The organism is Mycobacterium sp. NGS40 (assembly GCF_059812735.1).
Map to the genome: position 1 here is coordinate 108,255 of NZ_JCALDG010000002.1, position 20,927 is coordinate 129,181.

A 20,927-nucleotide genomic window follows, 5' to 3' on the forward strand; every position below is an offset into this window, starting at 1 on the left:
AGAAGCGAAACCCCGCCGCATGGCCGCCAGGGCCGATATGCTTGCGAAATGAATCGGCGCCGCTGGATCGGGACACTGCTGGCAGTGTTGGCGATGATGCCAATTCCCGGAATTGTTGTCGCGACGGGATCTGCCGGGCAGGCCCACGCCACGGTCTGTGTCGGCGCCGGACGACGCGTGTCGGTCAGCGGTTGCGCCAACGTCGGCGACGCGATCCAGCGCTACGTACCGCCGCCGACGGATTACGCGCCGATGCCGGAGGACACTCCGCCGCCTCCCCCGCCCCCGTAGTCGATCGCGCGGCGGGACGTATCCGTCCGCCCAGGCCAGTGGTCGCGGACACGCCGCAGCAACGATCGCTGCCGGCGGTGCAAGTGTGGTGTGGCACCCTATGGGTAACCAGCTACGAGCGTCGATGACCGTGTAATGCCGCGTCGGCGCGACCCCCTATGGAGCCGAAAAAATGCCAGAAACCTCGCGTCATCTGGAGGTCGAGCGCAAGTTCGACGTCCTCGATTCGACGGTCACACCGTCGTTCGAAGGCATCGCGACGGTGGCCCGGGTGGAGACGTTGCCGACGCAATCGCTGGACGCGATGTACTTCGATACGCCGACGCAGGACCTCGCCCGCAACAAGATCACACTGCGTCGCCGCACCGGCGGCCACGACGCCGGCTGGCACCTGAAGTTGCCGGCCGGGCCCGACGCCCGCACCGAGATCCGCATGCCGCTGGGCTCCGCGGACGACGAGACCGTGCCCAGCGAATTGCTGGACGTGGTGCTGGCGATCGTCCGTGACCGGCCGCTGCGACCCGTTGCCCGAATCACGACTCAGCGCGAAAGCCAGGTGCTGTACGGCACCGAGGGCGCGCCGTTCGCGGAGTTCAGCAACGACCATGTCCGCGCCTGGTCGGCCAATGCGAGCGATAGCCCCGACTCGGAGCCCGTCGTCCAGGAGTGGCGGGAATGGGAGCTCGAGCTCGACGAATCCCGTGGGGCCGCCGACACCGAACTGCTGAGCCGGCTGAGTAACCGGCTGCTGGATGCTGGCGGCGAACCCGCGAATCATGCGTCCAAGCTGGCGCGGGTGCTCGGTACAACGTTGCCGACCAACGGGTCTGAGCCGCCGGACGATCCGGTGCAGCGGGCGATCGCCGAGCAAATCGACGAGCTGGTGGTGTGGGACCGCGCGGTGCGCGCCGACGTCTTCGACTCCGTGCACCAGATGCGGGTCACCACCCGCAAAATCCGCAGTCTGCTCAAGGACGCCCAAGCGGGATTGTCCGAGGACACCCACGCCTGGGTCCTCGACGAGCTGCGCGAGCTCGCCGGGGTCCTGGGCGTGGCGCGCGACGCCGAGGTGCTTGCGCAGCGCTACGAGCAGGAGCTGGACCGGCTGGCACCGGAGCTGGTGCGGGGGCCGGTGCGCGAACGCCTGGTCGAGGGCGCCAAGCGCCGCTACCAGTCGGGGCTGCGGCGGTCGCTGATCGCGATGCGGTCGCAGCGCTACTTCCGGCTGCTCGACGCGCTCGATTCGATAGTGGCCGAAACGCCGACGACCGCGACCGGTGAGCAGCCGGCGCCGGTCACCATCGACGCCGCGTACAAGAAGGTACGCAAGGCCGCCAAGGCGGCCGCCGAAGCAGACCAGGCCGCGCAGGCGCACGAGGAGCAGCTCGCCGCGGGCACCGACGAGGATCCCGACGACGACGAAGAGCACGATCGCGACGAGGCGCTGCACGTAATTCGTAAGCGCGCCAAGCGACTTCGCTACACCGCCGCGGCGACCGGGGCGGACGACGTCTCCAAGCAGGCCAAGGCCATCCAGTCGCTGCTCGGCGACCACCAGGACAGCGTGGTCAGCCGCGATCACCTGGTCCAGCAGGCCGACGCCGCGCACGCCGCGGGCGAGGACACCTTCACGTACGGCCTTCTCTACCAGCAGGAGTCGGATCTGGCCGAGAGCTGCCGCCAGCAGCTCGACGAGGCGCTGCGCAAGCTCGACAAGTCGGTGAAGAAAGCGCGCTGACTAAGGGCGGGCGAGTCTGTAACTGGCGACGCTGCCTCTGGGGCGATGTGTTGCCAGTTTCAGTCTCGCGCTAATACCCGGCGGGGCGGGCGAGTTGGCCTGTAAGCCGGATTCTGTTCCCCACCGCCGCGGCGTAACCAACGGCGGCACGGCGGCGACCATCCATCTGGACACACCGTTGCCGGGTGCCTCAAGCGGCCTACCCGCAGGCTCGGGCGAGCTACCCTCAATCGCCTGCGCGGCCGCACCTTTCGGTGCGGCCTTCTTGACCTTGCTTCGGGTGGGGTTTGCCTAGCCACCCCGGTCACCCGGGATGCTGGTGCGCTCTTACCGCACCGTTTCACCCTTACCACCGCGAGGGTGGCGGTTTGTTTTCTGTGGCACTTTCCCGCGAGTCGCCTCGGATTGCTGTTAGCAATCACCCTGCTCTGTGAAGTCCGGACTTTCCTCGACTCGTCAGCACGAGCCGCGGCCGCCCAGCCAACTCGTCCGCACGAACACGGTACTCGCTGGTTAATCTCCTGGCCAGCGGCACGACGGCGGTGCGGGCGATCGATCACCCGGGCCGGGCTATTGCTCAATTTTCCAATCATTGCCTAAATAAGAAGTTGGTGCCACGCTGACCGCATGACAGAAGCGCAAGGATTCGTCTACCAGTCGGTCACCGGCCTCGCGGAGCCGCAACCCATGTACAAGCTGTTGCGCGAATCGAACCCGGTATTCCGGTCGGAGCAGGCGGTGGTGCTCAGCCGCCTCGCCGATATCGAGATGGCGCTCAAGCACACTGAGCTGTTTTCGTCGAACATGGACGCGGTCAACCTCGGCAACATTCGACCGCTGATTCCATTGCAAGTCGATCCTCCCGAGCACGCGAAGTACCGCCGTGTCCTCGACCCGCTGTTCACTCCGCGGGAGATGGCCCGACGTGAGCCACAGGTCACCGAGCTGGTGAACGAGATGATCGACCGCTTCGCCGGGCGGGGCGAATGCGACTTCCACGCTGAGTTCGCGGTGCCGCTGCCCTGCACCGTCTTCCTGCAATTGCTCGGCTTGCCGCTGGAAGATCTCGACAAATTCCTGGAATGGAAGGACGGCGTGATCCGCCCGGAGGGCGACTCCGGGTTCAACCGCCGCCACGAGAGTTCAGCGCCCGTGGCACAACAGATCTACGACTATTTCGAGCGTGCCATCGACGACCACATCGCCAGCCCGCGCGACGACGTACTGTCCGCGATGATCGCGGCGAACCTGAGCGCGGAGGGCCGGCCGCTGTCGCGCGAGGAGTTACTGGACATCTGCTTCCTGTTCCTGATCGCCGGGCTGGACACGGTCACCGACTCGCTGGACTGTTTCTTCGTGTATCTGGCGCGTCATCCCGAGCACCGTCATCAGCTGGTCGAGCAGCCCGATGTTCTGCCGCACGCCGTCGAAGAGTTGTTGCGTTGGGAGACACCGGTTCCCGGTGTAGCCCGCGTCGCCATGCAAGACGTCGAGGTGGGTGGATGCCCGATCAGCAAGGGTGAGCGAGTCAGCCCGTTGCTCGGCGCCGCCAATACCGACCCCGCCGAGTTCGCCGACCCCGAGTTGGTGGACTTCAACCGCAACCCGAACCGGCACCGCGCGTTCGGCGGCGGGCCGCACCGCTGCCTCGGATCTCACCTGGCCCGGATGGAGCTGCGGGTGGCGTTGCGCGAATTCCACCGGCGCATACCGGATTACGAGATCAAACCCGGCACTCAGCTGACCTACACGGCCGCACTGAGATCGGTGGAGTCGCTGCCGCTGGTCTTCGACGTGTCATGAGTCGGGTGTCCGTCGACCCCGACCTGTGCACCGGGCACGGACGTTGTTACAGCCTGGCACCCGAGGTCTTCGACGCCGACGACGTCGGCCACTGTGTGGTGCTCGTCGAGGACGTCTCGGGTGAACTGGAGGAGCAGGCCGGCATGGGTGAGAAAAACTGTCCCGAGCGAGCAATCACGTTGTCGCGCTGACCAGCTCACCCGGCTGCCCCACCGAACGTGCTCTCATTTCGAATAAATAGCCCAAATCTCGCCCTCAGTGCACGTTCGGCGACAAGCAGCGGCCTATTGGCGGGCAATCGCGTGGTAGGCCAGGTCGACGATCGCCGAGCAATATTCCTCTTCAATGAGAGCGTCGGAGTACAGCGCGCGAATGTTGATGGGCGCCAAGAGAACCTGGGTGGCAGCCACCGTGGTGATTCCGTCGCGCAGTTCACCGCGCTGCCTGGCCCGGTCGATGATCCGGCGCACCACCGCGAAACGGGCCCGCCAGAACATCATTCGGGTTTCTTCGTCGTGGCGCCCACGCGGTGCCATCACCAAAGCCCGCAGAAACGCCCGGCCCACTTCGGTGTTGACGCGCTTGGCGACGCTGATGGCCAACGCGTCCAGGTCCCCGCGCAACGAACCCGTGTCCGGCACGTCACCCCAGGTCTCGAGATCAGCGAGAGCCGCGTCGACGATCAGCCGTTGCCGATCGACCCAGTGGTGGTAAATCATTTCCGCGTCGATGCGATGACGCTCGGCCAGTGCCTCGATGCTGAATCGCTCGACGCCCCAGCGGGCCAACTCGTCGAGCACCGCCGGCATCACCCGCGCCCGGACATCCGCCGGAACGGCGTCCGGCAATCCGTCGGGTGGTTGATCCGGCGACATCTACTACTCCTAGCGGCTAGAGGTAGCCGGTCTGATTCACGAGTCGCACCGAAGATGCCCCGTCCGAATAGAACTCGGCGATGCTCAAGGATGCCAGGTCAAGGTGCAATCTGTACAGGATCTCGGGTCCGGCATCCAGCGCCAGGCGCAGCAACATCTTGATCGGCGTGACGTGCGAGACGACCAGCACCGTGGCGCCGGGATGAGTGGCCAGGATTCGCTCGCGCGCCTGATACACCCGGTCGGCCGCGGCATCGAAGCTCTCGCCGCCCGGCGGCTCCGTGCTGGTGTCGCGCAGCCAGCGGGTGTGTAAGTCGGGATCGCGTTCGGCGGCCTCGGCGAACGTCAGCCCCTCCCAGCCGCCGAAGTCGGTCTCGATCAGGTCGTCGTCCACGGTCACGTCCAGGCCCAGCGCCCTGGCCGCCGCGGACGCGGTGTCGTAGGCGCGTTGCAGTGGCGAGGAGATCACCGCGGCGATGCCACCGCGCTCTGCCAGATACCGCGCGGCCGCTTGGGCCTGCCGGCGACCCAGGTCGGTCAGTTCCGGATTGCCGCGCCCGGAATAGCGCCGCTGCACCGACAGCGCGGTCTGCCCGTGCCGCAGCAACAGCAGTCGGGTCGGGATGCCGCGCGCTCCGGTCCAGCCGGGTGGCGACGATGGTTGTGCCGCAGCTGATTTCGCGTCCGAAGCCACCGTGGATTCGGCTGGCGCCGGCTCGGAGATCGCCGACTCGGCCTGCTGCGAACACACTTCGGCCGCGGCGTCCATCGCTTCGTTGGCCAGCCGATCGGCATGCTTGTTGCGTTCGCGCGGTATCCACGTGTAGCTGACCCGTTCGAGACGGACCGCCAGCTTTCGAGCCTCGGCGTGCAACTCGATCAGGTCGGGGTGCTTGACCTTCCATCGCCCCGACATCTGCTCCACCACCAGCTTGGAATCCATGTAGACGTCGGCCTCGCTGGCGCCGAGCCGCACGGCGTCTTCCAAACCGGCTATCAGCCCGCGGTATTCGGCGACGTTGTTGGTCGCTCGGCCGATCGCCTGCTTGCTTTCGGCTAGCACGGTGTCGCGGTGCTCGGCGTGCACCACCGCGCCGTAGCCAGCCGGCCCGGGATTGCCGCGGGACCCGCCGTCGGCTTCGATGACGACCTTCACTGGCCGGGCCCCTTGACCCGCAACAGGATCGCGCCGCACTCCGGGCAGCGCACCACGTCGTCGTCGGCCGCCGCGGAGATCCGGGCCAGCTCGCCCCGGTCGATCTCGATCCGGCATGCGCCGCACCGATGCCCGAGCAGCGGCCCGGCGCCCGGTCCTCCCCCGGCCCGCTGCCGCTCGTAGAGGGCGGACAAATCGGGATCCAGCGCCGCGGCCAGCCGGTCCCGTTGCGACGCGTGCGCCTGGCGGGTCTCGTCGATTTCGGCCAGCGCGGCGTCGAGGCCCTGCTGTGCTCCGGCCAGCTCGGCCTGCAATGCCTCCATCGCGTCCTGCTCGGCGATCACCTGGGCCTGCAACTCCTCGCGTCGTTCCATGACTTCCAGCAGCGAATCTTCCAGGCTGCTCTGACGACGCATCAGGGTTTCCAGTTCGTGCTGCAGGTCCGCCAGCTGTTTGGCGTCGGTAGCCCCCGACTCCAGCAACGACCGGTCGCGGTCTTCGCGCTGGCGCACCGCCGCGATCTCCGATTCGTAGCGTGACACCTGAGTGTCCAAGTCCTCCAACGCGATTCGTACCGCGCCCAGCCGGTCATTGGCGGCGTCGTGTTCGGCGCGCATCCGCTCGATGGCCTCGCGCTGCGGCAGACGAGTGGCCCGATGCGCGATCCGGGTCAGCTCCGCATCCAGCTCGGACAACTCCAGCAGCGAACGCTGCTGTGCCACTTCGGCTTTCATTATTGATCTCCACATGTTTCGTCGCCGATATTCCAGGGGTCGGTGCGAGTGGTGGACACGTGTACCGGCAGGTCCGCACCGAAACGGGACCGCAGCACCTCGGCGGCCTGCGTGCACCAAGGGAATTCGCTGGCCCAGTGCGCGACGTCGATCAGCGCCACGTCCGACCGCCGGCAATGCTCGTCGGCCGGATGGTGGCGCAGGTCGGCGGTCACATAGGCCTGCACGTCGGCGCGGGCAGCAAGGCTCAGCAGCGAATCTCCGGCGCCGCCGCACACCGCGACCCGCGACACGACCCGGTCCGGGGCACCGGCGGCCCGCACGCCCCAGGACGTCCGCGGCAATGCGGCACCGACGCGGGAGACGAAGGCGCGCAACGATTCGGGTTGGGCCAGCGTGCCGATGCGGCCCAGCCCGGCCTCGCCCGGTGCAGGCTCCAGGGCGAAGATGTCGAACGCGGGCTCCTCGTAGGGGTGGGCGGCGCGCATCGCGGCCAGCACGGCCGCGCGGGCCCGCGCCGGTGCGACGACCTCGAACCGGTCTTCGTCCACCTTCTCGACGGTCCCGATGCTGCCCACCGCGGGTGTGGCGCCGTCGTGGGGCAGGAACTGCCCGATACCGCTGACGCTCCAGCTGCAGTGCGAGTAGTCGCCGATGTGCCCGGCGCCGGCCTCGAACACGGCCGCCTGCACCGCTGCTGCGTTCGCGCGCGGCACGTAGATCACCCACTTGTCGAGATCGGCCGGCTCCGAAAGGGGTTCGAGCACGGCCTCGACGGTGAGACCAAGAGCGTGCGCCAGCGCGTCGGAGACACCCGGCGACGCCGAGTCGGCGTTGGTATGCGCGGTGAACAGCGAACGCCCGCTTCGGATCAGGCGGTGCACCAGCGCGCCCTTGGGCGTGTTGGCCGCAACCGTGTCGACCCCGTGCAACAGCAGCGGGTGATGAGCCAGCAGCAGGCCCCCCTCGGGGACTTCGTCGACGACCGCCGGCGTGGCATCGACGGCGATCGTCACCGAATCCAGCTCATCGCCGGGGTCCCCGCACACCAAACCAACCGAATCCCACGATTGGGCAAGCCGCGGCGGGTAGGCCTCGTCCAGTACCTCGATGACGTCGGACAGCCGTGCGCTCACCGTTGCCTCCCACCATTCGAGACCGGCGTGGCCTCCGAGATCGCCTGGACCAGCAGCGGCCACTCCCGGCGCACCGCGACCCGCAGATAGCTCTCGTCGAGGCCGACGAACGTGTCGCCGCGGCGCACCGCAATACCCTTGTCGTGCAATGCTTTTCGCATACGAACAGCATCGGGGATGCGGAACAGTACAAACGGGGCGCGGCCGTCGACCACCTCGGCCCCCACCGCCGTCAGAGCGGCCGCCAGCTCGGTGCGCAACAGCATCAGCCGCGCGGCGTCGGCTTGCGCGTCGGCAACCGCGTCGGCCGCACAGCAGGCGTCGATGGCCGTCAGTTGCAGCGTGCCCACCGGCCAGTGCGCGCGCCGGGAGGTCAACCGCGCCAACACCTCTGGGGCACCCAGCGCATATCCCACCCGCAATCCGGCCAGCGCCCAGGTCTTGGTCAGACTGCGCAGCACCAGGACGTCGGCCAGCGAGTCGGCGGCCAGCGACTCCGGTTCGCCGGGAATCGAATCCGCGAACGCCTCGTCGACCACCAGGATCCGCCCGGGCCGGCGCAGCGCCAGCAGCTGCTCGCGGCGGTGCAGCACGCCGGTCGGGTTGGTCGGATTGCCCACCACGACGAGATCGGCGTCCTCGGGCACGCCGTGAGCGTGAAAGGCTCCGTCAAGGCCGAACGGCGGCTCGAGGACGACGTGGTGCACCGGCACACCGGCCGCGCTCAGGGCGACGGCCGGCTCGGTGAACGAGGGCGCGATCAGCGCCGCCCGGGCCGGCCGCAGGTTGGGCAGTAGCGCGAACCCTTCGGCGGCCCCGGCCAGCGGCAGCACCTCGTCGCGGGCCCGGCCGTGCCGCCGCGCGACCGCGTCCTGCGCCCGGTGCAGGTCCTCGATGCCGGGGTAGCGCGCCAGGTCGGGCAGCCGCGCTGCCAGCCGCTCGATCAACCAGTGCGGTGGCTGCGCATGACGAACGTTGACGGCGAAATCGAGCATGCCCGGCGCGGCGGCCTCATCACCGTGATAGCGCGCCATCGCCAGCGGGCTCGGGTCCGGACTCGCCATCCGTGAAACACTAGTGCGCCGTCCTGGGAGCCCGGCAGCAACACCGTCACACCGGGACGCCGGCCATCTAGGACAATGGTGACGTGACACGCGCAGTTTCGGCCGATGGCCAGGCCCCGCAGCTGGTGATCTTCGATCTCGACGGCACCCTGACCGATTCCGCGGCGGGCATCGTCGCCAGCTTCACCCATGCACTCGAGCACGTCGGCGCCCCGGTGCCCGAGGGTGACCTGGTGGCCCAGATCGTCGGGCCGCCGATGGACGAAACGTTCCAGCTGATGCTCGGCGAGGACGCCGACGCGGCGTTCACGGCGTTTAGGGCCGAGTACGGCGCCCGGGGCTGGTCGAACAACACCCTGTTCGAGGGGATCGAGCCACTGCTGGCCGATCTGCGCGCCGCCGGGGTGCGGCTGGCCGTGGCCACCTCGAAGCTGGAGCCGACGGCACGCCGGGTCCTGGCCCACTTCGCGCTCGATCACCATTTCGAGGTCATCGCCGGCGCGTGCCCGGACGGTACCCGCCGCAGCAAGGAAGAGGTGCTCGCCCATGCGCTGGCCCAGCTGCAGCCGCTGCCCGAACGCGTGCTGATGGTCGGCGATCGCAGCCACGACGTCGACGGGGCGGCCGCCCACGGCATCGACACGGTCGTCGTCGGCTGGGGCTACGGCAAGTCCGACTTCGCCGACGGATACGCCGTGACCGGAGTTACCCACGCGGCGACGATCGCCGACCTGCGGAGGGCGCTGGGTGTCTGAGGCTTTGCACGTCACTTTCGTGTGCAGCGGCAACATCTGCCGCTCGCCGATGGCCGAGAAGATGTTCGCCGATCAGCTGCGGCAGCGCGGTCTGGCCGATGCGGTGCGGGTGACCAGCGCGGGCACCGGCAACTGGCACGTCGGCAGTGGCGCCGACGAGCGGGCGGCCAAGGTGCTGCGGGCCCACGGCTACTCCACCGCTCACCGCGCCGCGCAGGTCGACGATGACCACCTGGGCGCCGACCTGGTGGTGGCCTTGGGCCGCAACCATCTTCGGATGCTGCAGCAACTCGGTGTCGAGAACGACCGGATCAGGATGCTGCGCTCGTTCGACCCGCGATCGGGCGCCCACGCCCTCGACGTCGAGGATCCCTACTACGGCGACCATGCCGACTTCGAAGAGGTGCTGGCCGTCATCGAGGCCGCGCTGCCCGGGCTGCACGACTGGGTCGACGAACAGCTGGCGAAAAACGGGCACGGTTGATGCGGCGTTTTCTCGCACGGTGGGCATTCCTGCTCCGGCCCGGCTGGATAGCGCTGATCCTGGTGGTCATCGCCTTCACCTACCTGTGCTTCATGGTGCTCGCGCCGTGGCAGCTGGGAAAGAACGCCCGCACGTCACGCGAAAACCACCAGATCGAGAATTCGCTGAACACCGCACCGGTGCCCTTGAAAACGCTTTTGCCGCAGCAGGATTCGTCGGCGACGGCTGCACAGTGGCGACGCGTGACCGCGACCGGGCACTACCTGCCCGACGTCGAGGTGCTGGCCCGATTGCGGGCGATCGAGGGAAATCAGGCGTTCGAGGTGCTGGTCCCGTTCGTCGTCGACGACGGGCCGACCGTGCTCGTCGACCGCGGGTACGTGCGTCCCGAGCCAGGCTCGCATGTCCCGCCGATCCCCCGCCCGCCGCCGGACAGGGTGACCATCACGGCGCGGCTGCGCGACTCCGAGCCGGCGGTTACCGACAAAGAGCCGTTCTCCAGAGATGGTGTGCAGCAAGTGTATTCGATCAACACCGACCAGGTATCGGTGCTGACCAAGGTGCCGCTGGCCGGATCGTATCTGCAACTGGTCGAAGGCCAGCCGGGCGGTCTCGGCTTGATCGGCGTACCGCACCTCGACGCCGGACCGTTCCTGTCCTACGGCATCCAGTGGATTTCGTTCGGCATCCTGGCCCCGATCGGGCTGGCCTATTTCGCCTACTCCGAAATCCGGATCCGGCGTCAGGAAAAGCAAGCGAAAGCGCCCGAAACCCCGATGACCGTCGAGGAGAAACTCGCCGACCGCTACGGCCGCCGCCGGTAACAGCCGTCGAGTGTGCGGTGCGGGCGCCCTAGCCGCACACTGGACGCCGCACCCGCGCGCTCGATAGCGCGCCCAGCAACGCCGCGGCACCCAGCTGCACCGCTCGCGACAGTGCGACCGCGCGGCGCAGATCGGCCGCGATCGGCTGACGCCCGTCGCCCAGGGTGGGGCGGATCTGCAACTCGTGGTGATACTGCGTGGGGCCGCCCAGCCGCACACCCAGCGCGCCCGCGAAAGCCGCCTCAACGACACCGGCGTTGGGACTGGGATGACGAACCGCGTCGCGGTGCCAGGCCGCGGCCGCGCCCAGCGGCGACCCGCCGACCAGCGGTGCGCACGCCACCACCAGCACCGCGGTCACCCGGGCCGCGACGTAGTTGGCCGCGTCGTCCAATCGTGCTGCGGCCCAACCGAATCGGATGTAGCGGGGCGAGCGGTGGCCGATCATCGCGTCCAGGGTGTTGATGGCGCGGTACATCAGCACACCGGGCACCCCGGCCGCGCCCGCCCACAGCAGCGGCGCCACCTGCGCATCGGAGGTGTTCTCGGCGACGGACTCCAGCGCCGCGCGGGTCAGCCCCGAGCCGTCCAGCCGGGACGGGTCGCGCCCACACAACGACGGCAGCAGGCGCCGCGCGGCCTCGATGTCGTTGCGATCGAGCAGCTGCGCCATGTCCAGCCCGGTGCGCGCCAACGACGTTCCGCCCAGCGCGACCCACGTCGCGGTGGCCGTGGCGGCGATCGACCACAGCGGGTTGCGGTTTGCGGCGGCCCGCGCCACGGCCGTGCCGATCAGCCCCACCGCGCCGACCGCGAGGCCCACGTGCACTGCACCGGCGATCTTGGCGTCGCGATAGGTGAACCGCTCCAGCCTGGCGGCCGCGTCGCCGAATGCCGCGACGGGATGGCCCCTTTTCGGATCACTCAGCGCGAGGTCGGCCAGGTAGCCGACCAGCACGCCGGCGATCCGGGTCCGCATCGCAACCACTTCGGCAGCGTCTCACATGTACCTTGCGGGCGCGCCGCTAGGCGATCGACACGACGATCAGGACTACGGCCACGACGGCGGTGCCGGCCAGCACCCAGCACAGCAGTGACGACGTATCGAGGTCCATGAGTCCACAGATGCCCACTTCCGGCCGGAACTAACGTCTGGTCTACTCGGGTGCATGAAGCCCGCGACCCGGGTCGCCGACCTGCTCAACGCGGCAGCGCTGCTGCTGCCCGCCGCGAACGTGATCATGCAGTTGTCGTTGCCGGGTGTCGGCTACGGCGTGCTGGAAAGCCCGGTCGACAGCGGCAACGTCTACAAACACCCGTTCAAGCGGGCCCGCACCACCGGCACCTATCTGGCGGTGGCGACCATCGGGACCGAGTCCGACCGGGCGCTGATCCGCGTCGCCGTCGACGTCGCGCACCGCCAGGTCCGGTCCACGGCGGTCAGCCCGGTGTCCTACAACGCGTTCGACCCCAAGCTGCAGTTGTGGGTGGCCGCCTGCCTGTATCGCTACTTCGTCGATCAGCACGAGTTCCTCCATGGCCCACTGGACGAGGCCAGCGCCGAGGCGGTCTATCAGGACGCCAAGCGGTTGGGCACGACGTTGCAGGTGCCCGAGCGGATGTGGCCGCCGGACCTCGTCGCGTTCGACGAATACTGGAAGCGTTCGCTCGACGAGCTGCGCATCGACCCGCCGGTGCGCGAGCACCTGCGCGGCGTGGCCGCCATGGCGTTTCTGCCGTGGCCGTTGCGAATGCTGGCCGGTCCGCTCAATCTGTTCGCGACGACGGGGTTCTTGGCCCCGGAGTTCCGGGCGATGATGCAGCTGGACTGGTCGCAGCGTCAGCAGCGCCGTTTCGAGTGGCTGTTGTCGGCGCTGCGGCTGGCCGATCTGTTCATCCCGCACCGCGCGTGGCTCTTCGGCTATCAGCTTTACCTGTGGGACATGCGATTTCGGGCGCGCCACGGCTGGCGAATCGTCTAGCTGATGCGCTCGGCTCGTACAGTCGAGTCATGACCTTCCCCGCCCTCAACCACGTCGCGGTCACGGTGCGTGACATCGGCGTCAGCGGCCCCTGGTATCGCAATCTGCTCGGGACCGATCCCATGCTCGACGAACACACCGACGCCGGATTCCGCCATCAGGTGTGCTGCTGCACAACCGCACGGTGTTCGGCATCCATCAACACGACCACGAGGCGCCCGACGAGGAGTTCAGCGAACATCGCGTCGGCCTGGACCATGTCGGGTTCGGCTGCGCCAACCGCGCCGAACTCGAAGACTGGGTCACCCGGCTCGACGAGCTCGGGATCGCCCACGGCGGCATTGTCGACGCGCCCTACGGCTCGGGCCTGAGCTTCCGCGACCCCGACGGCATCGCGCTGGAGTTCTTCGCCCTGCCGGGCTGACGCAGCGGGCCCCGCACCCGCCGAGTGTGAAGCCCACGACGCGCACCCGGCGTGTTGCGTCGTGAAATGCACACTCGAGCACCGAGGACGGCTGAGCGCCTAGCGGACCGTGGCGAAGAACGCGCGCACGTCGTCGACGAACAACTCGGGCTGTTCGAACGCGGCGAAGTGACCGCCGCGCGGCATGTCGGTCCAGTGGGTGATGTTGTAGTTCGGCTCGCACCAGCTGCGCTGCATCTTCAGCAATTCACCCGGGAAAGCGGCGACCCCGGTGGGCAACTCGACGCGACCGCCCGTGCCGAAGTTGCGGAAGCTCTCCCAGTACATCCGCGCCGACGACGTAGCCGCGTTGTTGACCCAGTAGACCATCACGTTGTCGAGTAACTCGTCTCGGCTGATGACATTCTCTGGATGCCCGTCGCAATCGGCCCAGGCCCAGAACTTTTCAACGATCCAGGCCAACTGACCGACCGGTGAATCGGCCAGACCGTAGCCCAGCGTCTGCGGCCGGGTGGACTGCTGCTTGGAATAGCCGGTGCCCCACTCGCGGTGCTCAGCCATCGCGGCCAGCGCGGCCTTCTCCTGCTCGGTCGGGTTGTCCAGGTTGCCCGGACGGCCGATCGGCATGTTCAGGTGAATTGCCTTGCAGTGCCCCCGGTTTCGGCCGATCGCGGTGGTGACCGCCGCCCCCCAGTCGCCGCCCTGGGCGCCGTAGTTCTGATATCCCAGCCGGACCATCAACTGCTCCCATGCCTGGGCGGTCTTCTCCACCCCCCACCCGGTGCGGGTGGGCTTACCGGAAAAGCCGTATCCGGGCAGCGACGGGCACACCACGTGGAAAGCATCCTCGGCACGGCCGGATGCCGGATTGGTCAGCGGCTCAATCACCTTGTGGAACTCCACAATTGAGCCCGGCCAACCATGCGTGATCACCAGCGGGAAGGCCTCGGAGTGCGGGGATCGCTGGTGAATGAAATGAATGTCCAGCCCGTCGATATCGGTGACGAACTGGTCGAAGCGGTTCAGCGCGGTCTCGCGCGCACGCCAGTCGTATTCGGTGGCCCAGTAGTCGGCCAGCTCGCGGGTGTAGGCCAGCGGAATGCCCTGACTCCAGTCGTCCACACATTCGGCTTCCGGCCATCGAGTGCGCGCCAGGCGCGACCGCAGATCATCGAGTACGTCGTCGGGAACGTCGATTCGAAACGGCTTCACGCATTCATAGTGCCGCCGGCGATGAACCCGGCGACAGCCGCCCCGTGGGCCGTCACGTCTCGCGCGAAGCCCTTACCGTTCTCTTAGGATTTGTGTAGCGTGTCCGCCATGAGCGACGTGATCGCTACCGGCCCGCGGCGCCACCTGCGCTCCAGCGCCGACGCTGCGGCGGCGTACCGCACGGTGCAGGGCCGCGTCGATGCGTTGCTGCGGGGCCGCACCGACCTGTGCGAGCGCGTCGTGCCGGCCTGCCCCGGGTGGTCCGTTCGCCAGACGGTGTGCCACCTGGCCGGTACCGCCCAGGACGTGGTCGCCGCCAACCTCGCCAATGTGGGCACCGACGAATGGACCCGAGCCCAGCTCGACCGGCTGGCCGACCGTCCCCTCGACGAGGTGCTCGACCTGTGGGCGACGGCCACCGAAACGGTCGTCGAATTCTTGACCGATAGCCCGAAACTCGTTGGTGCCCAAGCAGTTTTCGATGCCCTCACCCATGAACACGACATCCGGGGCGCGCTCGGCGAACCCGGTTCTCGGACAGCGGATCCGGCGTTCGCCGTGGCCATCGGATTCTTGACAACGATGATCGACCGGACCATCCGGCGCAATGCGTATCCTTGCCTGCGGTTGACGACCCCGACCACGGGAACCACGCAACTCGGCGACCCCGCCTCGGCGCCCGGCCAAATCGCGGTCGAACTCAGCGATTTCGAGGCGCTGCGCGTCTTCAGCGGCCGGCGCAGCCGCCGTCAGCTGGCGAATCTGCCCTGGGTTGGCGACCCCGCGGGGCTGCAGCCGATCTTCCACACGGTCGCGGTGCGGCCGCCCGCCGACGATCTCTGCGAATAGAGCGGGCTGCCGGTCGGGGTTGGCACTGCCCGGTCTCAGGGTGCGACCCTGATCAACCCCGGCTCCTTCGGTGGCGAAGTCGGCGGAGGCGGTGGCGCGGGCGGCGAGGGTGGCGGCAACTGTTGCGGAGCAGGAGGCGGCGGTTCCTGTGGCGGAGGCGGCGCCACTTGTTGCGGAGGAGGCGGCGGCTCCTGCGGCGTGGGCGGCAACTGCTGCGGAGGCGGTGGCTCCTGTGGCGGAGGCGCAGGCAACTGTTGCGGAGGCGGCGGCTCCTGTGGCGGAGGCGCAGGCAAACGTTGAGGTAACGGCTGCTGTGGTCGAGGGGGTGCCGCGATCGGCGGCGGTGGTGCCTGGAGGTGCGCCAAAGGCGGTGGTTCGGGAATCGTCGGCGGGTCTGGATCGGCGATCCCTGCGGGGCGAACAATTCCGATCAGCGAGACGGGCGCGCTGCCATGAACCTGAAAGCCCGCCGGGCGAATGCCGTCGGCGGCCCGCCGGGTCGGTTCATTCCATCCCGCTTTGGGACGGGTGATGAGGACCGCGAGTTTGCTCTTGTCGTATGGGCAGTAGGCCCCGACTGCTGCAATGACGAAGCGCCCCTCGGTGCGTGTGAGGGGGCCGCGGGCGATCTGGCTCTGGGACGGATCATCGCTTACGGCATTGTCAACCAGAGTGTCCACAACGCGGTTCGCCGGCGTGCCGTTATCCAGTGCCTGACAAACCTTGTGAGCCGACTCGACGAGGCTTGGCACGCCCGCCAGGGCGGGAATGCCTTCATCATCGAGAAGCGCCAGAAATTGGTCGTCGTTTGGGTCAGCCGCTGCTGCACCGCCGCGCACGATTGCAAAGCCGCCGAGCAACGCGATGGCGGCAATCGGAATTCCGACATACCTGGTGATGCCAGTGAATCTGGAGGTGCCGGTCAACATGAGAGGGCTTCCATTCTGCAAGAGCCCGTCCCGACGGACTTCGGATAATCACCTAGGCCGCAGGTGTGATTGTCTGCGGGTGTCGCCGTTGACGGGCGCCGGATCCGTCTCTCAGGAGACATCGGCAGTAGGCCTCGTCCGGCGAAGGCGCCGGTGCTCGGTGCTCTGAGCGATGTGCCGCCGGGCAAACGGAGATGACGGGCGAAGTGAACTTCGTCCATCTCAATGCATCCCAGCAGCCGCAGGACGATGCGCCTGGCAATCGCACTGCCGCTGGCCAACGACATAGCAAGATCGTACCGCCGGCGCTCGGCGTTGGCTGACTGTGAGTACGAGCTGCGAATGATGTTTTGCGGATTGTGAAACATCAACTGAACGAGCGTCTTTCGAGCGGCGGTTCGACTGGTTAGAGTGCTATGACACCGGCACTGCGCGACGATCCCGCCGACTGAGACCCATCACCACGCGTCGTCGAGACCGTCGCGATCGTCGCCCGTCACGCGCTCGGCGTCAGTCACCTGACGATCCGCTTCCTGAATCAGCTTGCGGACCTCGTTCATCAGCTCGCGCATGTCGGCGCGCAAGGCATCGACAGCGGCGTACAGATCGGCCTTGGTAGCCGGTTGATTCGCCGCCGAAAGCGGCCCGACGCCAGGTGCCGGGTGGGCCGCACTGGCGCTCTGAGAACCGGGTACCTCGCTCACGCTCCCAGACAATGCCATACCCAGGCAAGCAGCGACAACGGAACGCCGCGTTATCCGAACGGCTACCGTGCATTCACCCGTCGTCGCGGCCTAGCCGCCCCGCCCGGCACCGGCGGCGTCCTCGAGAAGATCGGCTGCCCTCGCAACGCTTTCGGCGGGTTCGGTCATGGTGGCCGCTAGCTCGCGGGCCCGCGCAACGCAGTCCGGCGCGAGAACAGAGCGCAGCCCCGCGACCAGCAAATCCGAGGTGGTGGACCAGAATTCGCGGCCGAAGCCGACGCCCAACCGGGTGACCGCCGCCGCCCACACCGGTTGATCGTCGCTGGCTTGCCACAGGATCAATGCCGGAACGCCGGCGCGCATGGCGGTGGCCGTGGTTCCGGCGCCGCCATGGTGGACGACCGCTCGACAGGCCGGGAAAATCGCCGCGTGATTCACCGCGTCCGCGAACTTCACATGGCCGGCAGGTGCAATGCCGGGCGGGCCGCCACCGATCAACGCCCGCTCCCCCAACTGCGCGCAGGCGGCGGAGATCATTGCGGCCGTCTCGGCGGGATCGGGCAGCGTGATGGCGCCGCCGAAGCCGAAGTAGATCGGCGGTGTTCCCGCGGCGATCCACGACAACACCTCGTCGTCGGCGCCCGTCGGCAACTCCAGCGTCAGTGCCCCGACGAAGGGCCGCCGCTTACCCCGTTGCGCCCACTCGGCGGACAGCCCGGGAAAGCAGAACTCCTCGTATGCTTGGATTTCCAAGGGTTCTCGAGCGGGCGCGGCGATATCCGGCAAGCCCAGATCGCGACGCTGAGCGTCGTGCGCCCGCTGCGTCAGCTCTCCCATCAGCCCGCCAGGGATCGCGGGGTCGCCCGGGAAGAAATGCAATGCCGCATGCGGGATTCCGTAGTACTCCGCGACGTTGGCCGCCACTCGTTGCTCGCCCTTGCCCGTCACCAGCAGGTCGGCCCCGTTCGCCAGCGCCGTGAAGCCCGTGCTCCAGTCCGCCATGATCTGCGTGACACGCCTTACGACGTCCTCGACCCCGCCCAGCGGCGGCGGGGTGGTGCCGAACGTGACCGCGTCGAGCCCCGTCGACTCGATGAAGCCGAGCATCCAGGGCGGCACCGCCAGGCACACCTCGTGAGCCCGGCTCCGCAGCTCGCGAGCGAGCGCGGCGAACGGCTCGACATCGCCGCGAGTGCCGTAGCCGGCCAGCACGAATTTCACGCACCCTCTCCCTCCACACCCTGCGAACCCAGTTTTGCAGGGTGCGTCCGCTAGGGCTCAAATGCCGGAAGAACAGATCCGGAATCGCGAATCTCCCAGATGCTGATTTTGCTCACGCCATCGAAGTTGATCTTGTTCAACGTTGCTCGCGAATACGTGAGGTCGATAGCCACCTGAGTCGAGGTGTTGCCGTACGGGTCGGTCATGGGGAAGGTGCCCTGAACATTCACCGCGGAGGCATCGGGGTAGGTCGCTCGTGCGTACCTGAGAATGTCGATGGTGTCGCGGCGCGCACCGTCTTTGATCATCGTCTCGGTGTAATTGTCACGAATCGCGAATCGGGCCTCGACGACGTCGCCATTGGGGCCGGGAGAAACGGTGTAGTTGACTCCGTCCGGCTTCTTGGGGCCGGTCGGGGTCGGTGGCATCGCCTCGGTCAGTGTCGACGGTCCAGTCGCGGCCGGACCGCTCGACGACGTCGACTGATTGTCGTTCCGATCGTTGAAGCTCCAACTTTTGCCGACGATGATCAGGACGACGAGCGCGGCCAGGGCCGCCAGCGCCAGGGCCGCCTTTCCGGACGCGTCTTTCTTCGGCTCTGTGGCAAGCGTTTTCGGGGGCTCGGTGGAAAAGGCCCACTCGCTGGTCCAGTTGCGGCCATCGAAGTAGCGCTGCAGCCCGTGGCCCACCCCGGCGGGATCCGGGTACCACCCCGGCGTGGATTTGGGCGGGGGCGGCGCATGTTCAGACGGCATCCTGGCACCTTCGTCGCGAGGGTGCCCTTCCGACTGTCCGCCGCAATGGCCGCTCAAAACCGTGCCGGCCACGTAAGCACCTGGAATTGCTAGCAGCGGTAAGCGCACGCATATTCCCACAGTGCCACCACCGGACGCCGCGGCGCAGAAGATCGATCCTGGTGGGCGCGGACGGTATCGAACCGCCGACCGCTGGTGTGTAAAACCAGAGCTCTACCACTGAGCTACGCGCCCTTGGAACCAAACGGGACCCGCAGCAGGTTACCTGGCGCGGGCCTGCCACCCAAAACGTTCACGGCGTGACTGCAGTAGTCCTTCGGCGCACCCGGCCTGGCGGGAACCGCCGGAATCCCACCACAGCTCAACATCGACGCCCTTGCAGCCGCCGGGAAAACCTTCAGCCGCGCAACGCTTTTAGCGCCTCGGTCCACAGGCTTTGATCGCGCGCTTCGCCGGGCTCTTTCATCTCGGCGAACCGGATGATCCCGGACCGGTCGACGGCGAACGTGCCGCGGTTCGGATAGCCGGCCTGGTCGTTGAACACGCCGTAAGCCGCAGCGACCTCGCCGTGCGGCCAGAAATCCGACAACACGGGAAACGTGAAGCCACTCTCGCGCGACCAGATCTTGTGCGTCGGCGGTGGTCCCACCGAGATGGCCAGCACCACGCTGTCGTCGTTCTCGAATTCAGGCAGGCGATCACGCAGCAAGTCCAGCTCACCCTGACAGATCCCGGTGAACGCCAACGGGAAGAACACCAGTAGCACGTTCTTGTCGCCGCGATAGCTGCTCAGGGTGACGCGCTGCTGGTTCTGGTCGCGCAGCGTGAAATCGGGGGCCGTCGTCCCGACCGGCAGCATCAGCGCTTGTGCGCCCGCGACTTCGGCTGCACCAGCCGGCTGGCACTCCAGTCCCCCAGGTTGACCGACGACGTCGGCATCAGGCCGGCGGTCGGAGCCGCTTCGGCGATCTCGGCGGGCAGCACGTGGCCGGGCTTGCCGGTCTTGGGCGTCAGCACCCAGATCACGCCGTCCTCGGCCAGCGGGCTGATGGCGTCCATCAGGGTGTCCACCAGGTCGCCGTCGCCGTCTCGCCACCACAGCAGCACCACGTCGACCACCTCGTCGGTGTCCTCGTCGAGCAGCTCGGAACCGCAGGCCTCCTCGACCGCCGCGCGGATGTCGTCATCGGTGTCCTCGTCCCAACCGAACTCCTGGACAACCTGGTCTCGTTGGACGCCCAGCTTGCGAGCGTAGTTCGAGGCGTCATCCGCCGCGACCACCGTGGGACCTCCTAACAACACAACCTGCGCGCCATGCGATTGGGGATTATCGTCGCACAGCCAGAAGCTGGTTCACACTCCGCCTCAAAACGACGCCAGGCACAATTTCAGCGCCTTGGTCTTGGTGTCGTTGAGTTGATCGACTCGACGGTTGAATTCACCGGTCCCCGCGTGGGTGCCGATCGCGTTGGCGACGCCGCGCGCGGCGTCGATATACGCGTTGAACGCGTCCTTCAGCTGGGCCGACAGCGCATCGTTGAAATTGTTGCTCACCGTCGAAGCGCTGTTGTTGAGGGCGTCGATGGCCGGACCCTCGAACGGGCCGGTGCCGCGGCCCCCGTTGAACGCCCCGACGTAGGCGTTCACCTTGTCGATGGCTTCCTTGCTGGTGGTGGCCAACGAGTCGCACGAGCTGCGCACCGCCTTGGTGGTCAGCGATTGCTGCCGCTGGGACTCCCGGACGCTTGACGTCGCGATCGAGGCCGACACCGACGACGAGACCGACTGCCGGTAGGCGGGGGCGACCTTCGTGTCGGGTGTGGCCGTGCCGTTGGTGACGGTGGTACACCCCACGATGCCCATCAGCGCGGTGGCGATGCAGCCCAGCGCCAGCACGCCACGCTTGGGGAACTGTCCCCCGTGCGTGCGAGGGACGACTTTCCATCCGGTGAGCACGGTTTCTGACGTTACCGGGTAGCGATTGCCGCCGC

Annotated in this window: 23 protein-coding genes, 1 tRNA gene, 1 other RNA gene and 1 pseudogene; 10 read left to right on the plus strand and 16 right to left on the minus strand. The window is 67.7% G+C overall.

Annotated elements, in window-relative coordinates:
* Positions 1-48 precede the first annotated feature (48 nt).
* Together AC5Y5O_RS03985 and AC5Y5O_RS03990 are read left to right on the plus strand one after the other, a co-directional pair.
* Positions 49-291, plus strand: a complete 243-nt coding sequence (locus AC5Y5O_RS03985) for a hypothetical protein (RefSeq protein WP_096288720.1) — start codon at positions 49-51, stop codon at positions 289-291.
* Between the two features lie 172 nt (positions 292-463).
* Complete coding sequence (locus AC5Y5O_RS03990) at positions 464-2,029, plus strand: CYTH and CHAD domain-containing protein (protein WP_500023865.1); 1,566 nt, start codon at positions 464-466, stop codon at positions 2,027-2,029.
* Positions 2,030-2,115: 86 nt separating this feature from the next.
* Here AC5Y5O_RS03990 and rnpB read toward each other — a convergent pair.
* An RNA gene (gene rnpB, locus AC5Y5O_RS03995) (RNase P RNA component class A) lies at positions 2,116-2,517 on the minus strand.
* A gap of 139 nt (positions 2,518-2,656) precedes the next feature.
* Between rnpB and AC5Y5O_RS04000 the strand changes: the two genes are divergently transcribed.
* Positions 2,657-3,832 carry a cytochrome P450 gene (locus AC5Y5O_RS04000; RefSeq protein ID WP_500023867.1) on the plus strand — a complete coding sequence of 392 codons (1,176 nt, stop codon included), beginning with the start codon at positions 2,657-2,659 and terminating at the stop codon, positions 3,830-3,832.
* Positions 3,829-4,023 (plus strand): ferredoxin, encoded by a 195-nt coding sequence (locus tag AC5Y5O_RS04005; RefSeq protein ID WP_500023869.1) that lies wholly within the window; start codon positions 3,829-3,831, stop codon positions 4,021-4,023. Before AC5Y5O_RS04000 ends, AC5Y5O_RS04005 begins: the two co-directional genes overlap by 4 nt.
* Positions 4,024-4,116: 93 nt before the next feature.
* Here the strand turns inward: AC5Y5O_RS04005 and AC5Y5O_RS04010 are convergent, their stop codons facing one another.
* From AC5Y5O_RS04010 to cobC, 5 genes are read right to left on the minus strand one after another with little or no spacing between them, the layout of a single operon-like run.
* Complete coding sequence (locus tag AC5Y5O_RS04010; RefSeq protein WP_500023871.1) at positions 4,117-4,707, minus strand: TetR-like C-terminal domain-containing protein; 591 nt, start codon at positions 4,705-4,707, stop codon at positions 4,117-4,119.
* 16 nt (positions 4,708-4,723) lie between these two features.
* A complete protein-coding gene (locus tag AC5Y5O_RS04015) occupies positions 4,724-5,863 on the minus strand; it encodes a bifunctional RNase H/acid phosphatase (RefSeq protein ID WP_500023873.1) in 1,140 nt (379 codons plus the stop codon).
* Complete coding sequence (locus tag AC5Y5O_RS04020; protein WP_096288732.1) at positions 5,860-6,597, minus strand: zinc ribbon domain-containing protein; 738 nt, start codon at positions 6,595-6,597, stop codon at positions 5,860-5,862. The genes AC5Y5O_RS04015 and AC5Y5O_RS04020 overlap by 4 nt, the downstream gene beginning before the upstream one ends.
* Positions 6,597-7,733 (minus strand): Nif3-like dinuclear metal center hexameric protein, encoded by a 1,137-nt coding sequence (locus AC5Y5O_RS04025; RefSeq protein ID WP_500023875.1) that lies wholly within the window; start codon positions 7,731-7,733, stop codon positions 6,597-6,599. Before AC5Y5O_RS04025 ends, AC5Y5O_RS04020 begins: the two co-directional genes overlap by 1 nt.
* Positions 7,730-8,797 carry an Rv2231c family histidinol phosphate aminotransferase CobC gene (cobC, locus tag AC5Y5O_RS04030; protein WP_096288736.1) on the minus strand — a complete coding sequence of 356 codons (1,068 nt, stop codon included), beginning with the start codon at positions 8,795-8,797 and terminating at the stop codon, positions 7,730-7,732. Before cobC ends, AC5Y5O_RS04025 begins: the two co-directional genes overlap by 4 nt.
* Before the next feature lie 83 nt (positions 8,798-8,880).
* On the opposite strand from cobC, the gene AC5Y5O_RS04035 reads away from it, so the two are divergent.
* Genes AC5Y5O_RS04035 through AC5Y5O_RS04045 form a run of 3 tightly spaced genes read left to right on the plus strand, consistent with a single transcriptional unit; the run spans position 8,881 to position 10,860 of the window.
* The gene (locus tag AC5Y5O_RS04035; RefSeq protein ID WP_207768546.1) at positions 8,881-9,552 is read left to right on the plus strand and encodes an HAD-IA family hydrolase; all 672 of its coding nucleotides are present in this window, start codon (positions 8,881-8,883) and stop codon (positions 9,550-9,552) included.
* The gene (locus tag AC5Y5O_RS04040) at positions 9,545-10,036 is read left to right on the plus strand and encodes a low molecular weight protein-tyrosine-phosphatase (protein ID WP_096288738.1); all 492 of its coding nucleotides are present in this window, start codon (positions 9,545-9,547) and stop codon (positions 10,034-10,036) included. Before AC5Y5O_RS04035 ends, AC5Y5O_RS04040 begins: the two co-directional genes overlap by 8 nt.
* The gene (locus AC5Y5O_RS04045; protein ID WP_500023878.1) at positions 10,036-10,860 is read left to right on the plus strand and encodes an SURF1 family cytochrome oxidase biogenesis protein; all 825 of its coding nucleotides are present in this window, start codon (positions 10,036-10,038) and stop codon (positions 10,858-10,860) included. Before AC5Y5O_RS04040 ends, AC5Y5O_RS04045 begins: the two co-directional genes overlap by 1 nt.
* 28 nt (positions 10,861-10,888) lie before the next feature.
* On the opposite strand, the gene AC5Y5O_RS04050 is transcribed toward AC5Y5O_RS04045, so the two are convergent.
* A complete protein-coding gene (locus AC5Y5O_RS04050; RefSeq protein ID WP_096288742.1) occupies positions 10,889-11,839 on the minus strand; it encodes a cobalamin biosynthesis protein in 951 nt (316 codons plus the stop codon).
* 190 nt (positions 11,840-12,029) lie between these two features.
* On the opposite strand from AC5Y5O_RS04050, the gene AC5Y5O_RS04055 reads away from it, so the two are divergent.
* Both AC5Y5O_RS04055 and AC5Y5O_RS04060 read left to right on the plus strand, forming a co-directional pair.
* Entirely contained in the window at positions 12,030-12,842 is an 813-nt protein-coding gene (locus AC5Y5O_RS04055) for an oxygenase MpaB family protein (protein WP_500023880.1), read from the plus strand.
* 29 nt (positions 12,843-12,871) lie between these two features.
* A pseudogene (locus AC5Y5O_RS04060) lies at positions 12,872-13,266 on the plus strand (VOC family protein).
* Positions 13,267-13,365: 99 nt separating this feature from the next.
* Here the strand turns inward: AC5Y5O_RS04060 and AC5Y5O_RS04065 are convergent.
* Positions 13,366-14,478 carry an epoxide hydrolase family protein gene (locus tag AC5Y5O_RS04065; protein WP_500023882.1) on the minus strand — a complete coding sequence of 371 codons (1,113 nt, stop codon included), beginning with the start codon at positions 14,476-14,478 and terminating at the stop codon, positions 13,366-13,368.
* Positions 14,479-14,586: 108 nt separating this feature from the next.
* Between AC5Y5O_RS04065 and AC5Y5O_RS04070 the strand changes: the two genes are divergently transcribed.
* A complete protein-coding gene (locus AC5Y5O_RS04070; RefSeq protein WP_096288748.1) occupies positions 14,587-15,327 on the plus strand; it encodes a maleylpyruvate isomerase N-terminal domain-containing protein in 741 nt (246 codons plus the stop codon).
* Between the two features lie 35 nt (positions 15,328-15,362).
* Here AC5Y5O_RS04070 and AC5Y5O_RS04075 read toward each other — a convergent pair whose 3' ends face one another.
* The 8 genes from AC5Y5O_RS04075 to AC5Y5O_RS04110 form a co-directional block, all read right to left on the minus strand.
* Positions 15,363-16,256: a DUF732 domain-containing protein gene (locus AC5Y5O_RS04075; protein ID WP_096288749.1), complete on the minus strand. Its 894-nt coding sequence runs from the start codon at positions 16,254-16,256 to the stop codon at positions 15,363-15,365.
* Between the two features lie 458 nt (positions 16,257-16,714).
* Positions 16,715-16,960 (minus strand): hypothetical protein, encoded by a 246-nt coding sequence (locus AC5Y5O_RS04080; RefSeq protein WP_096288751.1) that lies wholly within the window; start codon positions 16,958-16,960, stop codon positions 16,715-16,717.
* 90 nt (positions 16,961-17,050) lie between these two features.
* Complete coding sequence (locus AC5Y5O_RS04085; protein WP_500023885.1) at positions 17,051-18,181, minus strand: glycosyltransferase; 1,131 nt, start codon at positions 18,179-18,181, stop codon at positions 17,051-17,053.
* 50 nt (positions 18,182-18,231) lie between these two features.
* Positions 18,232-18,936, minus strand: coding sequence for a DUF2510 domain-containing protein (locus AC5Y5O_RS04090; protein ID WP_096288755.1), 705 nt, complete (start codon positions 18,934-18,936; stop codon positions 18,232-18,234).
* A gap of 159 nt (positions 18,937-19,095) precedes the next feature.
* Positions 19,096-19,170: transfer RNA gene (locus AC5Y5O_RS04095), tRNA-Val, on the minus strand.
* Between the two features lie 163 nt (positions 19,171-19,333).
* Positions 19,334-19,795, minus strand: coding sequence for a peroxiredoxin (locus AC5Y5O_RS04100; protein ID WP_096288757.1), 462 nt, complete (start codon positions 19,793-19,795; stop codon positions 19,334-19,336).
* Positions 19,795-20,217 (minus strand): DUF3052 domain-containing protein, encoded by a 423-nt coding sequence (locus AC5Y5O_RS04105; RefSeq protein ID WP_096288759.1) that lies wholly within the window; start codon positions 20,215-20,217, stop codon positions 19,795-19,797. The genes AC5Y5O_RS04100 and AC5Y5O_RS04105 overlap by 1 nt, the downstream gene beginning before the upstream one ends.
* 84 nt (positions 20,218-20,301) lie before the next feature.
* Positions 20,302-20,892 (minus strand): Rv2240c family protein, encoded by a 591-nt coding sequence (locus tag AC5Y5O_RS04110; RefSeq protein WP_096288761.1) that lies wholly within the window; start codon positions 20,890-20,892, stop codon positions 20,302-20,304.
* Positions 20,893-20,927 lie beyond the last annotated feature (35 nt).

Coding starts and splice junctions, on each gene's coding strand:
- AC5Y5O_RS03985 (WP_096288720.1), top strand. CDS start 49: ATGAATCGGCGCCGCTGGATCGGGACACTGCTGGCAGTGTTGGCGATG.
- AC5Y5O_RS03990 (WP_500023865.1), top strand. CDS start 464: ATGCCAGAAACCTCGCGTCATCTGGAGGTCGAGCGCAAGTTCGACGTC.
- AC5Y5O_RS04000 (WP_500023867.1), top strand. CDS start 2,657: ATGACAGAAGCGCAAGGATTCGTCTACCAGTCGGTCACCGGCCTCGCG.
- AC5Y5O_RS04005 (WP_500023869.1), top strand. CDS start 3,829: ATGAGTCGGGTGTCCGTCGACCCCGACCTGTGCACCGGGCACGGACGT.
- AC5Y5O_RS04010 (WP_500023871.1), bottom strand. CDS start 4,707: ATGTCGCCGGATCAACCACCCGACGGATTGCCGGACGCCGTTCCGGCG.
- AC5Y5O_RS04020 (WP_096288732.1), bottom strand. CDS start 6,597: ATGAAAGCCGAAGTGGCACAGCAGCGTTCGCTGCTGGAGTTGTCCGAG.
- cobC (WP_096288736.1), bottom strand. CDS start 8,797: ATGGCGAGTCCGGACCCGAGCCCGCTGGCGATGGCGCGCTATCACGGT.
- AC5Y5O_RS04045 (WP_500023878.1), top strand. CDS start 10,036: ATGCGGCGTTTTCTCGCACGGTGGGCATTCCTGCTCCGGCCCGGCTGG.
- AC5Y5O_RS04050 (WP_096288742.1), bottom strand. CDS start 11,839: ATGCGGACCCGGATCGCCGGCGTGCTGGTCGGCTACCTGGCCGACCTC.
- AC5Y5O_RS04055 (WP_500023880.1), top strand. CDS start 12,030: ATGAAGCCCGCGACCCGGGTCGCCGACCTGCTCAACGCGGCAGCGCTG.
- AC5Y5O_RS04070 (WP_096288748.1), top strand. CDS start 14,587: ATGAGCGACGTGATCGCTACCGGCCCGCGGCGCCACCTGCGCTCCAGC.
- AC5Y5O_RS04075 (WP_096288749.1), bottom strand. CDS start 16,256: ATGTTGACCGGCACCTCCAGATTCACTGGCATCACCAGGTATGTCGGA.
- AC5Y5O_RS04090 (WP_096288755.1), bottom strand. CDS start 18,936: ATGCCGTCTGAACATGCGCCGCCCCCGCCCAAATCCACGCCGGGGTGG.
- AC5Y5O_RS04100 (WP_096288757.1), bottom strand. CDS start 19,795: ATGCTGCCGGTCGGGACGACGGCCCCCGATTTCACGCTGCGCGACCAG.